13 protein-coding genes are annotated in these 15,195 nt (G+C 55.1%); 10 read left to right on the plus strand and 3 right to left on the minus strand.

What is annotated here, in order from left to right; genetic code table 11:
• Positions 1-18: 18 nt before the first annotated feature.
• From DMG62_10265 to DMG62_10305, 9 genes are all read left to right on the plus strand, one after another.
• Positions 19-1,128 (plus strand): CDP-paratose 2-epimerase, encoded by a 1,110-nt coding sequence (locus DMG62_10265; protein PYY23033.1) that lies wholly within the window; start codon positions 19-21, stop codon positions 1,126-1,128.
• Positions 1,128-2,417 carry a TIGR04295 family B12-binding domain-containing radical SAM protein gene (locus tag DMG62_10270; protein ID PYY23034.1) on the plus strand — a complete coding sequence of 430 codons (1,290 nt, stop codon included), beginning with the start codon at positions 1,128-1,130 and terminating at the stop codon, positions 2,415-2,417. The genes DMG62_10265 and DMG62_10270 overlap by 1 nt, the downstream gene beginning before the upstream one ends.
• Complete coding sequence (locus tag DMG62_10275) at positions 2,405-3,511, plus strand: hypothetical protein (GenBank protein ID PYY23035.1); 1,107 nt, start codon at positions 2,405-2,407, stop codon at positions 3,509-3,511. Before DMG62_10270 ends, DMG62_10275 begins: the two co-directional genes overlap by 13 nt.
• Before the next feature lie 8 nt (positions 3,512-3,519).
• Positions 3,520-4,623, plus strand: coding sequence for a glycosyltransferase (locus tag DMG62_10280; protein PYY23077.1), 1,104 nt, complete (start codon positions 3,520-3,522; stop codon positions 4,621-4,623).
• Positions 4,623-5,708 carry a hypothetical protein gene (locus DMG62_10285; protein PYY23036.1) on the plus strand — a complete coding sequence of 362 codons (1,086 nt, stop codon included), beginning with the start codon at positions 4,623-4,625 and terminating at the stop codon, positions 5,706-5,708. Before DMG62_10280 ends, DMG62_10285 begins: the two co-directional genes overlap by 1 nt.
• 6 nt (positions 5,709-5,714) lie before the next feature.
• Positions 5,715-6,839 (plus strand): glycosyltransferase, encoded by a 1,125-nt coding sequence (locus tag DMG62_10290; protein PYY23037.1) that lies wholly within the window; start codon positions 5,715-5,717, stop codon positions 6,837-6,839.
• A 113-nt stretch (positions 6,840-6,952) separates the two neighbouring features.
• Positions 6,953-8,032 (plus strand): glycosyltransferase family 4 protein, encoded by a 1,080-nt coding sequence (locus tag DMG62_10295; protein ID PYY23038.1) that lies wholly within the window; start codon positions 6,953-6,955, stop codon positions 8,030-8,032.
• On the plus strand, positions 8,029-10,242 hold the full coding sequence (locus DMG62_10300) for an amylo-alpha-1,6-glucosidase (protein ID PYY23039.1): 2,214 nt from the start codon (positions 8,029-8,031) through the stop codon (positions 10,240-10,242). Before DMG62_10295 ends, DMG62_10300 begins: the two co-directional genes overlap by 4 nt.
• 129 nt (positions 10,243-10,371) lie before the next feature.
• Positions 10,372-10,635, plus strand: coding sequence for a CDGSH iron-sulfur domain-containing protein (locus DMG62_10305; protein PYY23078.1), 264 nt, complete (start codon positions 10,372-10,374; stop codon positions 10,633-10,635).
• 41 nt (positions 10,636-10,676) lie between these two features.
• Here the strand turns inward: DMG62_10305 and DMG62_10310 are convergent, their stop codons facing one another.
• The 3 genes from DMG62_10310 to DMG62_10320 all read right to left on the minus strand — a co-directional run bounded on the left by DMG62_10310 (position 10,677) and on the right by DMG62_10320 (position 14,380).
• Positions 10,677-11,921, minus strand: a complete 1,245-nt coding sequence (locus tag DMG62_10310) for a hypothetical protein (protein ID PYY23040.1) — start codon at positions 11,919-11,921, stop codon at positions 10,677-10,679.
• Positions 11,922-12,112: 191 nt separating this feature from the next.
• Positions 12,113-13,597 (minus strand): magnesium chelatase, encoded by a 1,485-nt coding sequence (locus tag DMG62_10315; GenBank protein ID PYY23041.1) that lies wholly within the window; start codon positions 13,595-13,597, stop codon positions 12,113-12,115.
• A 135-nt stretch (positions 13,598-13,732) separates the two neighbouring features.
• Entirely contained in the window at positions 13,733-14,380 is a 648-nt protein-coding gene (locus tag DMG62_10320; protein PYY23042.1) for an ATP-dependent protease La domain-containing protein, read from the minus strand.
• Positions 14,381-14,401: 21 nt separating this feature from the next.
• Here DMG62_10320 and DMG62_10325 point away from each other — a divergent pair, with 21 nt between their 5' ends.
• Positions 14,402-15,184, plus strand: coding sequence for a short-chain dehydrogenase (locus tag DMG62_10325; protein PYY23043.1), 783 nt, complete (start codon positions 14,402-14,404; stop codon positions 15,182-15,184).
• Positions 15,185-15,195: the final 11 nt, after the last annotated feature.

A 15,195-nucleotide genomic window follows, 5' to 3' on the forward strand; every position in this document is an offset into this window, starting at 1 on the left:
AGTGTTGAGGAACTAGAGATGGATAGTAATCATTCAGAGAGGCGATCGGTACTGATCTTCGGCGGCGCAGGTTTTATTGGCGCGAATCTTGCGCAGTATGTGCTCCTCGAAACCGAGGCGAGCGTGCATGTCTTCGATAATCTCTCCCGTCGGGGCGTTCAGCACAACTTGGAGCTGCTGAGGAAAGCGGCTGGGCGATCTGGACGGCTTCGCGTCACCGTAGCCGATGTGCGCAACGCGTCAGCAGTCGAGCGCGCCTGCGGGGAGGCTACCGAGATATATCAATTTGCAGCGCAGGTCGCGGTCACAAGCTCGATCACCAACCCAAGGTGCGACTTCGAGACCAATATTATAGGGACCTTTAACATCCTCGAAGGTGCTCGCCTTTCTGGCAATCAGCCGTTCATCCTATTCACTTCCACCAACAAGGTGTATGGGGAGATGCTTGAGGAACAACTGGAGCTCAGAGGAGGACGATACGCCTATGCACATCGCACCTGTGTCTCTGAAGAGCAACCACTCGATTTCCATTCACCCTATGGCTGTTCGAAAGGCTCCGCAGATCAGTACGCTCGGGAGTACTCACGAATGTACGGATTACCCACTGTCGTATTTCGCATGTCTTGCATCGCCGGCGAGATGCAATACGGGAATGAAGATCAGGGCTGGGTAGCGCATTTCCTCTACACAGCATTGCGCGGCGGTCGACTCGTCATTTATGGAGACGGGTATCAAGTGAGAGACGTACTTCACGTGAAGGACTTGGTACGCGCATTCGACGCGGTGCGCACGTCATTGCCTCAAACTGCTGGACAGATTTACAACGTGGGGGGCGGGCCAGAAAACACGATTTCCCTCATGGAGCTCATCGATGAGATCGAGGTTCTCACCGGCGAGCGGCTGGAGTACACAACGGGCCCCCGCAGGGCCGGAGATCAACAGATTTACGTGAGCGATTACTCGAAGTTAGCTCGGCACACCGGCTGGAAGCCGCGTTCCTCGGTTCGCCAAACGTTGGCTGCCATCCACCAATTCTGGCAAGAGCATCGTGAATTCTTCGGCGATATTCCGGTCCGGCAGCGTGCCGAACCCGTTCTGTCACCCACGTTGCTTGAGAGGGCAGCCTGATGCGGTACGCTTTCATAAACCCAAATTGGAACTTCACAGGTTCAACTTACTTCGGCTGTCAGGAGCCACACTACCCCCTGGAGTTGCTCTTCGCCTTCGACCAGGTGCTTCAGGCAGGAAGTGAAGCTTTGCTTGTGGACGCTCAGGTCGAGAACCTCACTACCACTGAGGCTTCGCCGCGAATTCGTGATTTTCGACCTGACTTCCTGGTAATCCCGACTGCTCCGTCGTACCTTTTCTGGCGTTGTCCGCCGCCTGAGCTGCGCGTGCCGGGAGAATGGTTTTCAGCTCTGCGCAGCAGTGGGACGCACGTAGCAATCGGTCCTCATCCGTCGGCAACACCTGGTGCTACGTTGCGCAAGACGAAATGTGATCTCGCGTTGCGCGGGGAACCTGATCAGACCTTGCCGCAGCTCGCCTACAAGCCTTGGCAGGAGATCGTCGGTTGCTGCTGGCGCGATGACAAAGGCGAACACATCAGCTCCGCATTGGGAGTCACAGATATGAAGGCGCTCAGTGCGCTCGACTTCCACAACTATCCAGTCGAACTCCACGGGCATTGTCACCATGTCTTTAGTGGGCAAGCCCGAGGTGCTGAACTCGAGTTCGCACGCGGCTGTCCATGGTCATGCACCTTCTGCAATAAGACATTATTCCGCAACAAATTCCGTGAGCGCTCGGTGGACGCAGTACTCATCGAAATCGATCACCTAATAGCCCGCGGAGTCGGCTACATCTACTTTATCGATGAAATATTTGGCGTCAGTAAGAATGTCTTGCGATTGCTCGAAGGCATCGCCGAACGACCGGTGAAGATTGGCTTCCAAACGCGAATCGATCTCTGGACCGAGGAGACACTCGATCTACTTGGTCGCGCCCACTGTATTTCGATGGAATGTGGTGTGGAATCAATTACTGAACAGGGCAGGGAAGAGCTGAACAAGAATTGCCGGATCGATACCTGCCGCATTAGTGAGCTATTGATCTATGCGCGCCAGCGAATTCCCTGGGTACAGGCGAATCTGATCCTTACGGAGCAGGACGACAAGGTCCAGATTCGCAAATGGCAGGACGAGTTGAAGTCACACGGCGTGTGGGTCAGCGAGCCTGTTCCGATGTTTCCGTTTCCCGGCAGTCCTCTCTACGTGCAAACGTTCGGTGAGTCGCCCGACGACAGTGCCTGGGAGCGGGCACATCACTTCTACATGTCCCAATTTCAGGACAAGGGTTTCAGCGATATCCAGGAGCAGCAGCCGGCCGCGATCGAGGATCTTGAATGCACGTATTGATGACTGCGGATACCATCGGCGGCGTCTGGACCTTTGCCCGCGAACTGGTCACGCAGCTCTCTCGCCAGGGGATCCGCATTACTCTGGTGAGCTTTGGGGAGATTCCATCGGCACAGCAATCCAAGTGGCTCGATGACCTTCCATTAGTGTCGTACTACCCAACCGCGTTCCGTCTGGAGTGGATGCAGGACGCGCAATCCGACTTAGAGCAATCTGCCGAACTTCTTCGATCTCTCATCGCGGAAACGAAGCCCGATCTACTTCATTTCAATCAGTTCTATTATGGGAGCCTTGACTGCGGGCAACCCAAAATCGTGGTCGCCCATAGCGACGTCGTCAGCTGGTGGGTTGCCGTACATGGTGTCGAGCCACCGGCAAACGATTGGATTCGGCAGTACCGCGAGAACGTAGTTCGCGGTTTCGCTCGAGCCGATCTGGTAATCGCTCCTACTCACTGGATGTTGGACCAGGCGTGCCATCACTATGGCGAGCCTGGGAAGAAAGCCGTCGTGTACAACGGTCGCGACCCACGACTCTTCGTCGCCAATGCGGCGAAGCAACATTACGCAGTTTCGATCGGAAGGCTCTGGGATGCGGGTAAACAGGCGAACTTATTGCTTCGTGATGACCTTCCGTTGCAGACAATCCTGGTGGGATCCGAACAGAGTCCCCAAGGAGCCATTGCCTCGGCTCAATCGATGGGTCGCCTCGCCAATCTTCGCGTGATTGGACCTCAATCCGAAGAGCAACTGCGCCAATTGCTTGCGGGAGCGTCCATCTACGTCGCCAGCTCGCGCTACGAACCCTTCGGTCTAGCGCCGTTGGAAGCTGCACTGTCAGGCTGCCCGATCATTGCGAATGACATAGAAACATTCCGCGAGGTCTGGAGCGAAGACGCGATTTACTTCGAGAAAAACAATTCCGGCAGCCTGGTACTCACAATTCAGCAACTTGCATCTAACCCCCTGCGGCGTTCGGAATATGGAGATCGTGCCCTGCAGCGAGCACGCAGGCAGTTCAGTTCCGAGAAGATGGCCGAAAGCTATCTAGCCCATTACCGTTCCCTAGTCCATTCGGAGGTTGCGGCCGCTTGAACGGCAAGCTGCGAATTCGGGTCTTCGCACACTCTCTCGTATCTGACTGGAACCATGGCAACGCGCACTTCCTGCGCGGATTGTCGCGCGCATTGGTTCGTCTTGGCCATCAGGTTCGCTCGTACGAGGAGCTGGGCGCATGGTCGCTTGCCAATCTCATTCGCCAGGAAGGTGAGACCGCGATTGAAGCCGTCGACGACTTTCGGCGGATCTACTCCGAGCTCGATATCCACTTCTACAAGAACGACGCGACCTTGGAAGGCTTCCTGGAGGAAGAGCTCAAGGAAGTAGACCTGGTTCTCATCCACGAATGGAATGACCCTTCGGTCGCCAACAAGGTGCTCGCATTCAAGGAAAAGTACGGATTCAAGGCCCTGTTCCACGACACACATCACCGCGCTTACACGAGGCCGAGGGAAATCCTGAAATTTCACCTGCACAAAGTCGACGGGGTACTAGCGTTCGGCGAGGCCATCCGTCGAATCTATGCGGACGGATTCGGTGTGCCCCGGGTTTGGACTTTTCACGAAGCTGCCGATGCCGAGGTTTTTGCTCCCCGACGTGAAAAACAGGAGACCGATGTCCTCTGGATCGGCAACTGGGGTGATGATGAGCGTACGCGTGAGTTGATGGAGTTTCTGCTCCAGCCAGCCAGTGCGTTGCAGGGTCGCCGAATCGTTGCATACGGAGTTCGCTATCCAGAAAACGCGCTCGAGCAATTGCGCCAGTCCGGAATTGAATACCGCGGCTATCTGCCCAACTTGAAGGCTCCACAGGTGTACAGCAGGAGCGCTCTTACGCTGCATGTTCCACGGCGTCAGTATGCCAATGGCTTAAGTGGGATCCCAACGATCCGCGTCTTTGAGGCGCTCGCTTGCGGAACGCCACTAGTGTGCTCGCCCTGGACGGATACCGAAAATATGTTCCGACCTGGGCAAGACTACCTGTGCGTGCCTGATGGCCCAAGCATGCGCGCGGCGATAGAAGCCCTTCTCCGCGACGATGCCGCACGCGCGCAGCTCGGAGTGAGTGGACGAGAGACGATCGAAAAGCACCACACCTGTGGTCATCGCGCAGAACAGTTGCTGGGCATCTACGAGGAGTGCGCATAGTGAAGATATTCGTCTTCGGTTCCAGCATTACCTCCTCATACTGGAACGGAGCCGCAACCTACTATCGGGGCATTTACAGTAACCTCGCCCGATTGGGTCATCAGATCACTTTCGCAGAACCCGATGCCTATGGCCGACAGCAGCGGCGCGATCCGGGCGACTACAGCTATGTCGAGAGTCTGGTGTATTCGAGCCCATCAGACCTTTCGAAAATCTTCGAGCAGGCTGCCCGAGCGGACCTCGTTATCAAGCACAGCGGCGTAGGAGTTGACGACCCCGAACTGGAATTTGCAGTAGCACGTGAAATTGAAAGCGCTGCCATTCGCGTCTTTTGGGATGTTGATGCTCCCGCAACCCTCTCCCGTATCGAGCAGGACCGGAGTGACCCATTTCGGTTACTCATTCCTCAGTACGACCTGATTCTGACCTATGGGGGCGGACCACCAGTTGTAAATCATTACCGCCGCCTGGGCGCACGCGATTGTTGTGCAATCTACAACGCCCTGGATCCAACCACTCACCATCCGGCGCCAAAGGATTCATCGCTGAAGTGCGACCTCGTATTTGTCGCCAACCGCCTTCCCGATAGGGAACGAAGGGTAGAAGATTTCTTTATCGCGGCAGCGCACCTTGCGCCTGAACTAAGTTTCATCTTGGGAGGCGAGGGCTGGGAAGGGAAGCGTTTGCCAGAAAATATCCGGTGGATTGGACATGTCGGCACCTCAGATCACAACCGCGTAAATTGCTCGGCTCGCATGGTATTGAATCTCAATCGAGACTCCATGGCGAGCGTTGGTTTCTCTCCGCCAACCCGTGTCTTTGAAGCTGCTGGAGAGGGCGCATGTGTTGTGACTGATGCCTGGACCGGAATCGAAACTTTCTTTGAACCGGGCGAAGAGATCCTATTGGTCTCAGATGCGAACGAAATCGTGGACGTTCTGAGAAATACGAGTGATGAGCGTGCTGCGCAAATCGGAACCGCCATGCGGCGGCGCGCTCTACGGGACCACACCTACGCTCAGCGCGCGGAACAGTTATCTGAACTCCTGGCGCGCGTCGAAAACCAGCAGAGCGCAGTAGCGTAGCCGCTTATGAAGATCGTTGTCTTCGGTTTATCGATTACTTCTGCCTGGGGCAACGGCCACGCCACCACCTTCCGTGCACTCCTTAAAGCTTTACATGAACGCAAGCACGACATCGTATTTTTCGAAAAGGAAACGGAGTGGTACGCCCATAATCGCGATCTCCCCGAGCCGCCCTACTGCCGGCTGATCCTTTATGACAACTGGTCAGACGTGTCGAGCAAGGCGCGCAAAGAGCTGGCCGATGCCGATGTGGGAATGGTCGGTTCATACTTTCCGGATGGAGTAGTCGCCATCGACGAGTTGCTCGACAGCCGAGCTGGCGCGAAAACCTTTTACGACATCGATACGCCGATCACGATCGCCAACCTCGGGCAAAAGGGAAGTACAGACTATGTAACCGCAGCGCAGCTGTCTGGATTCGATATTTATTTCAGCTTCACCGGCGGGCCGATGCTGCGCGAAATCGAGGAGAAGTTCGGGGCAAAATCGGCGTTTCCCCTCTACTGCTCTTTCGATCCATGTGAATATCATCGCTTTCCCGCAAACAAGCGTTTCGCATGTGACCTGAGTTATATGGGTACGTATGCCCCTGATCGGCAGGCGAAGCTCGAAGAGCTACTTGTACGCGCCGCCACCGACTCTCCGGAGTCGAGCTTCACAGTCGCTGGATCGCAATATCCAAAGCGTATCCGCTGGCCAAAAAATGTCCGGCGGATTACACACCTAAATCCAAAATGGCACGCTCGCTTTTATTCATCTTCGCGGCTTACACTGAATCTTACTCGGCGCGAGATGGTTATCGCTGGCTACTCGCCTTCAGTGCGTCTTTTTGAGGCCGCAGCTTGCGGCGCAGTCATCGTTTCAGACAACTGGCCAGGGCTCGATTCCTTCTTTATTCCGGGACGTGAGATCCTGCTTGCGGCCGATGCTCAGGACGTCGAGCGATATTTGGCGTTGCCGGATTCGGAGCTGCGCGCCATCGGCGATGCTGCCCAAGCGAGAGCTCTGGCTAAGCACACCAGCGAGATACGGGCTATTGAATTTGAAGAGGCCATTGGCGCGCCAATTCAGAAGCGCGAAATCGCTACTCCTGGTTCGCAGCAGGAAGAAGAAGTTGTGCAGGTGAGTTAAATCATCGGCGCCGAGTTGCGCGCCAACGCTACCATCCTTTTCCGCATCTAAACAGAAGCTCCATCCGGTGAAGCAGCACGTAGTCTGCCCCACAGTCCAACCCAAGGAGTCCAATGAGAGTTGCTGTAGTCGCTCCTCCGTTCATTCCAGTTCCCCCAAAACGATATGGCGGAACGGAGCTCTTCGTCGGTTATCTCGTGCAGAGTCTAAAAGCGCACGGAATCGATGTGGTTTTATACGCAACAGGGGATTCAACTGCCAAGGTGGAGGTCCGCTTTCTCTATCCGAAATCAGAATGGCCTCTCGAAGGCGAGATCTTCTCAAACTTGAAAGACGTGAATCACACCTTCTGGGCAGTCGAAGATGCGATGCACGATTGCGACATCCTTCACCTGAACAACGCGCCGGGGTTGGCGGCTACCCGTTTTGTGAACGTTCCAGTCGTGTACACGGTGCATCATCCCCGGCAGAATCTTCTGAGTGACTTCTATGCCTCGTATCCGGACATCAACTACGTCATGATCAGCGATTCTCAGAAGTCGTTTGAGGCGATGCCGAAGATGACGACGATCCATCATGGAATTTCGATGGACGATTATCAGTTTCAGAAGCAGAAGCAGCCATACCTGAGCTTCATTGGCCGATTTGCTCCGGTCAAGGGCCCCCACATTGCGATCGAAGTTGCCAAAAAACTCGGCATTCCGCTCAGGATGGCCGGCGAGGTACAGCCACAGTTCAAGGATTACTTCGAGAATGAAGTCAAGCCGCACATAGACGGCAAATTTGTCGAGTTCATTGGCGAGGCCGATCAGCAGATCAAGAATGAACTCCTCGGGAATTCTATGGCGTTGCTGTTTCCGATCCAATGGGACGAACCCTTTGGATTAGTGATGATCGAAGCCATGGCTTGCGGAACGCCCGTAATCGCGCTGCGTGGCGGATCGGTAGCTGAAGTAGTGTGCGATGGAATATCAGGCTACGTCTGTGAGAACGCGGATCAGATGGTGGAACGCATTCGCAACCTGTCCATCCCGAGCGCTTCCGTCCGGCATTACGCGGAAATGAATTTTTCTACTGAGAAGATGGCCAAAGACTACGCGCGCTTGTACGAGTCATTAATTACGAACGCTGATTTGGTACTGCCCGAGACAGACACGATATCCTTCACGATCGAGCCCGGAACGGCGGCATGAGCACGGCCACCAGAATTCCCCTCGACGAACTCGAGGAAGTAGCTTCTCCGTATCCCGAACCACAGCTCGGCTTTCTCGTTCATGAGCCGAGAAAAGTCAATAACCTTACTCTGATTAATGGAAAGACCTTTCTCTCCACCACGGTTGCCGGAGATATCACGCCGCCGGGAGCTCCTGACGTTGGTTTCTTTCACGACGATACGCGCTTCCTGAGCAGGCTCGAGCTGAAGATAGGAGGACAAAGAACCGTTGTCCTCTCCTCCAGCACAGAGAAGACCTTTGCCTCAAAAATAGAACTTACTACCACCACTCTTGCACAGATCAATTCGTTCGATTTGCCGGAAAACACAGTTTACATTCGCCGCCAGCAGCTTCTCGTTTCCGATGTGTTTTATGACTCAATTACTTTCTCCAATTTCAATCAGTCGGAAGCGGAACTGCTGGTTGAGATAGCAGTGGAGGCGGATTTTGTCGATGTTTTCCAGGTGCGTGGATGTGCGCGCAATAAGTCCGGACACTACTACAAGCCTAAGCTCCAGGGAGATTCATTGGTCTTCTTCTACGTCGGTCTGGACGGGATAGCCCGGGAGACGACGATCCGCTTTCAAACGCCACCAGATGAGGTAGAGAGTCCTTTCCTTCGGTGGCGGCTCAAAGTTCCGGCAACCGGATTCCGTGAACTGTTGAACACGATTACTTGCCGGGTCGGCGATAAGCCTGCTCGCTCGAAGGAAAAGAGCGTTGTGCTGGGCTTCCGGGAGAGGCGGGAAACATATCGCCGCTGGGAAGAGGCATCCACCAGATTCGAAAGCAGCAACGACATCTTCGATCATGCAATGCAAACCTGCACTGCCGATTTCCATGCATTACAGATTCCTGACGGCGATCAGCACATTCTCGCTGCCGGTATTCCATGGTTTGCGACGATGTTCGGTCGCGACTCTCTGATCGCCGCGTATCAGTCCTTGCTGCTCAATCCGCGGCTCGCCTGCGAGACGCTGCGTGTGCTGGCCAGATATCAGGGAAAGCGATCGAATGACTGGCTCGATGAAGAGCCGGGAAAAATTCCCCATGAATATAGGACCGGCGAAATGACCCGCGCCGGGGAAATGCCATTCAGTCCTTATTATGGGTCCGTTGATGCCACACCGTTATTTCTCATATTGCTCAGCGAGACTTTCAACTGGACAGGAGACGCTGAGCTAGTGCAGGAACTCCTGCCCGCAGCTCGTTCCGCTCTCGATTGGATCGAGAACTACGGCGACCTCGACGGCGATGGACTAGTCGAATACAAGCGGCGATCGCCGAAAGGACTTATTAACCAGGGCTGGAAAGATTCGTGGGACGCAAACATGCATCGCGATGGCAGCATGGCCAACCCGCCAATCGCTCTCGTGGAGGTGCAGGGGTACTGCCATGAGGCCCAGTACCGCATGGCGCAACTGCTGCGGCTCGTTGGCGATACGATGCGGGCCGACAAGCTGCGAAAGAGCTCCACGGAATTCGCTAAGAGAATTGAAAAGGCGTTTTGGCTGCCAGAAGAGAACTTCTACGCGATGGGACTAGACAGTGCCAAGAGACCCATGGAGGTGATCTCTTCGAATGCGGGGCATCTCCTCTTCACTCGAACGGTCGCCAAAGATCGTGCGCGGCTGGTGGTGGAGCGCCTGATGAGAGACGACATGCAGTCAGGCTGGGGATGGCGCACGCTGGCCCGCTCAGAACGTGTGTTCAATCCGCTCAGCTATCACCGCGGCTCAGTCTGGCCTCACGATAACTCGCTTATCGGTCACGGAATGGCTTTGTATGGTTTTAGAGATGAAGTTAAGCAGATCTTCACGGCGCTCTATCAGGCTGCACTAAATTTTCGTGATTACCGATTGCCCGAACTCTTCTGTGGAGTGCAGCGGCATGAAAACGATGAGCCCGTGCATTATCCGGTCTCCTGTTCACCGCAGGCATGGGCGTCCGGAGCCTTCTTCCTCCTGCTCACATCGCTGCTCGGCATACGCCCATCGGCGCATCGCAAGGAATTAAATATCGTGAATCCGATGCTGCCCGACTGGCTCGACTACCTGCGAATCAGCAATCTGAACATCGGCAAGAGCCGCGTGTCCCTGGACTTCAGCCGTCACGGCGAACGAACGTTCTGCAATGTTGTGGACGTGAGTGGAGAGAAATTGTTGATTAATGTTGCTTTCAGGAAGTAGAGCGCCAATGTCTCTATGCTGCATGGTAGAGAACCAGCATGCTGCGTCTCTACGAGGATGGTTGCGCATCCAAATGTGTGTCCAGTTCTACACTCTCAATTACACTGAAGACAGAAAGCGAGGCCAATGATGGCGGAAGTGAAGATCACGGTAAAACCGAATGGACCGTATCGAGTCGAAGGACCGGTGAAGCTGGTCGACGCTGAAGGTCGCGAATGGGACCTCACCGGGAAGCCCGCATTCTCACTCTGCCGCTGCGGTGGTTCCGTGAACAAACCTTTCTGCGACGGAACTCATTCCAAGCTCGGCTTCCAGGCTGCCGAAGCAGCCGTGCGACGGGAAGAGGTTGCCCAGGGACAGGCTCCTCCTCCGAATCCTGTGACAAAAATGTAAGCCGCTCATTCCATAGCGGCACCGCCACATACCTGCACGAGTCAGTGAATCGTCCGTGTCTTCCGTGACATATAGTCCATCAGCAGATACTGGCCCAAGGTATGCGGAGTGGTGAAGTACGCCTTTCCCCTGCACATCTCCGTCACCTTCTGCACGAACTGAATCAGTCCGTAATCCGAAGCAAGCATAAAAGTATTGATCATCACCCCAGCGCGTTTGCACCGAGAGACCTCTTCCAGAGTCCGGCTCACAACCAGCGGATCCAGCCCAAAGGCGTTTTTATAAATCCGGCCATCTTCGAGCGTGAGCGCCGATGGCTTGCCATCAGTAATCATGATGATCTGCTTCATGTCCTTACGCTGGCGGTCGAGAATGCGCTGTGCCATGCGCAAGCCCTCGCGAGTGTTGGTGTAATACGGACCAACTTTCACACGCGCGAGCTGTGAAAGCGGCAGCTCTTCGGCCGAATCGTGAAACAGGACGAGAGAAAGGGAATCGCCGGGATACTGCGTACGAATCAGTTGCGAGAGCGCCATCGCAACTTTCTTCGCCGGAGTGAAGCGGTCTTCGCCGTAGAGGATCATTGAATGCGAGCAGTCAAGCATCAGCACAGTCGCGCACGAAGACTGATATTCGCACTGATGCACCTGAAGGTCCGAATATTCGAGTTCAAGTGGAACTTTAAGTCCATCGCGCTGAATTGCGTTTGATAATGTGGCGGTAATGTCGAGGTTGAGAGTGTCGCCGAACTCGTATTGGCGTGATGCGCCGCTCGACTCGATACCGGTAGCCATGTCGCGCGTGTCGTGACGTCCGAAGTTGGATTTGCCCAGAGAGCCGAGAAGATCCCGCAGAGCGCGATATCCCAGAAAGTCGAGGCCCTTGTCGGTGACCTCAAACTTGACCTGGCCTTGCTGCATTTCCCCGGTTTGTCCAGGGAGGTTCGATTGCTGGGAGCGATCGAAGGGCTGATCGACCGTAATGTAGTTCTCCTGCTCCATACGGTCGATTAACTTCTCGATAAGTTCATCAAGCTGACCATCGGCACGCATTTGCTCGAGCTGCTCGCGCATGTTCTCGTCAAGCATGTCGCCGGATTCAAGCGCTTGCTGAATCGCCTGCCGGAGTTGCTCGAGTGTCTGCTCGCCTTCATTGAATTCGTAGAAGTACCAGGAATCCTGAAACCCGCTCTGCAGCAGATAGTTGGAGAGCGCATTGAGCAGATCTTCCATGCTCATCTCCCCAGCAGGATCGGCAACGTACTTGGAGTACTTGATGAATTTCATACAATCCATGGCGCCGTACCGGCGCGGTATCCGCTGAGTTCAAGGACCGTCGTGCGCCCTCGCGCGGATTTTCGGTGATTTCACCAGAAAGCCCAAATAGAGCTAAGCGTTCCTATCTCTAGTACGCGTCAGTACGCATCCTGCTAGCACTCCGAGACCAACACCCGCGCGAGGGCGCGCGGCGGTCCTTTTTAGTTGTACGGCCTTCGATTCCGCGCCGGGATTTCATCGCGTCCAATCGCCTTCTCCGCATGATGCTGCTTCTCCGGAGCGGTGAAGACGCGCTCCTCGCTTCTTCCAATGCGTTTGTGTGCGTACAAGCCTTCAAGCAGAAATTCCGCCGCGGAAACTACAAGTTCGGGTTTGTCCTTCGGCTTCACGTCAACCGCGTTCAGCTTCTCCGTGAGACCCTGTATGTGTTTCAGTCCATCGAGCAATTCGGCGGCGCCGGCGGTATCGGAAAATTTCAGCTGGCCTCCCAGATCGAACCACTGCGTGATTTGCTGCATGTTGCCATCTTTGAAATACGAGTCAAACGTTTTAGCAACGGCGAGTCGAATCAGATCGCGAACCACCGTGTCTGCTCCTCGCAATTCACCTTCATACTCGAGTTCGAGTTTGCCGGTGATGGAGGGAATGGCGCTGTAGATGTCGCTAATGCGCGGAACGACGGTACTCTCGGCATTGCGCAATGCGCGACGCTCGGCATTGGAGATCACATTCTCCATCGTCGAGATCGGAAGGCGCTGGCTTACGCCAGATCGCTTATCGACGCGCTTGTCTTCCCGGGCCGCGAAGGCGATCTGTTCCACGATCTCGCGGATGAACTGTGGGACGTGCAGCGGATGGCCATTGCGCTCAGCCCATGCCTCCTGCCTGGTAATGGCGACGCCTTCTTCCAGTGAGTCCGCATAGTGCGTCCGGACTTCGGAGCCGATGCGGTCTTTGAGAGGCGTAACGATCTTTCCGCGCGCGGTGTAGTCTTCGGGGTTGGCGCTAAAGACCAGAGCCACATCGAGATTCAGGCGCACCGGGTAGCCCTTAATCTGCACATCGCCTTCCTGCATGATGTTGAAGAGCGCTACTTGGATCTTGCCCGCCAAGTCGGGCAGTTCGTTGATGGCAAAGATTCCACGATTGGCCCGTGGCAGTAATCCGTAATGCACAGTGAGTTCGCTCGCGAGATCGAGTCCTCCCCGCGCAGCCTTGATGGGATCGATATCGCCAATAAGATCCGCTACTGTGACATCCGGAGTTGCCAGCTTCTCAACGTAGCGCTCCTGTGGACTCAAATATGCAATCGGCGTTTCATCACCTTCCTCGGCGATGAGGTGTTTGCACTGCCGGCACAGAGGCTCATAGGGATTGTCGTGAATCTCGCATCCCTTCACGTACGGAAGATGCGGATCGAGCAGACCGGTAAGAGCGCGCAACATGCGGCTCTTCGCCTGTCCGCGGAGGCCGAGCAGGATGAAATTGTGCCGCGATAAAACTGCATTAACGACCTGTGGAACAACGGTATCTTCGTATCCGACGATGCCTTGAAAGATCGGTTGACCGGTTTTCAGTTTTGCGATCAGGTTGTCGCGCAATTCATCTTTCACACGACGAGCGCGCAGTCTCTGTTCGCTAAATTCACTTTTCCGGAGTTCACCCAGAGTGGTAGGGAGGTTCATTACAGATGAGATCACCTCAAGAAAATTATACGCGGGCGCGAAAAACGCGTCGGCGCGCGGTAGGCAATAGGCGATATGCAATAGGCTAAACAGGCCGCGATCCGCCTTGCCGATTGCCTATCGCTTATTGCCGCTTCACATCACATGCCCATTCGATCCGCTTTTCTTCTTCGCCTGCACCATTTTCCCCAGCTTTGGCAGGATGGCTTCGTAGTATTCGATGAGCGTCGCCAGCCGCCTCGCTTCCGAAGGCATCGAGAGAATGGTTTGTTTGAAGTCCAGATCGACTGGGAGTTGCGAGATCAGATAGAACGAGAGGAGATCTTCAGGAGGTTCGATCGTTGGGATTGCCTGTCCGCTCGCGGCTATTAGCAGCAGCGAATGATGCAAATCCAACACTTTCTCTTTGGTTTCGGATGGCCCATCCGATTCTTCTACCAGAAATTTGACGTCGGCCTGAAGGAAGGAACGCTCCTGCAAGATCTCAAGCACCTCGAATCGACGTGCACCTTGGGTGACGATATCCAGCCGGCCGTCTTCATACCTCTTTACGACGGTTACTACTTCTGCGGAGCAACCGATCTGAGCGATGCCATCCTTGATGGCACGGACTATCCCGAACGGCGAGTCGCGGTCGAGGCACTCGCCGATCATCTCCTTGTATCGCGGCTCAAAGATGTGCAGAGGCAGAGCCATTCCCGGAAATAGAACTAATTCCAACGGAAACAATGGGAGAAGCTCGCTCATTCGTTCGATTCTAGAGCAGGCTTGACCCACTTGCATTGTGCAGATACAACGAGAGCCATGCGTTGCCGCGATCAAGTAGTGGTGATAACCGGCGCTTCCATGGGAATCGGCGAGGCCATTGCTCGCACATTTCTCGTTGAAGGAGCCCGCGTGGTGATGAGTTCGCGCGATCTCGCGCGGCAAGAGGAGGCCCGGAGGCGTGTAGGAGACATCGATCGTACGGCGGCGGTCGCTTGCGACGTGCGCGATCGTAGCCAGATCAAAGCTCTGGTATCTGCGGCTAAGAACCGTTTTGGGAAGATCGACGCCTGGATCAATAACGCCGGTTACGGATTAATGGATTCAGTGGCCTCGATGTCAATGGACGAGTGCCGCGCTCTGTTCGAAACCAACCTGTTTGGCGCAATTGAGTGTATGCAACTCGTGGCGCCGATTTTAAAGGCAGAGGGCGGAGGCACGATCATCAACATCTCCAGCATCGTTGGACATCTGCCTGTGCCGCACATGAGCGCCTACTGCGCCAGCAAACACGCACTGAATGCTGTGAGTGAAGCTGCGCGGCTCGAACTGGAACCAAGCGGCATCCGCGTGATCAGCGTTTGCCCAGGCCGCATCCGCACGAATTTCGGCGCTAACACAGTGCGGGGGAGTGAAGGCAAACGTCTGGGCGATGCGGTGCAGCAGGGAATCTCGCCCGAACGTTGCGCTCGAGCCATTCTGCGTGGATATCTGCGCGGCACGCGTGAGGTCTTCGTTCCCTGGCACGGATGGCTGCTTAGCCATGCTTATGAACTGTGCCCTCAAATCATCGAGTTTGGCATGAGAAGGATGATGAAATAGCAAACTTGCTC

This window comes from Acidobacteriota bacterium, from assembly GCA_003225175.1.
Lineage (GTDB): Bacteria > Acidobacteriota > Terriglobia > Terriglobales > Acidobacteriaceae > Gp1-AA112.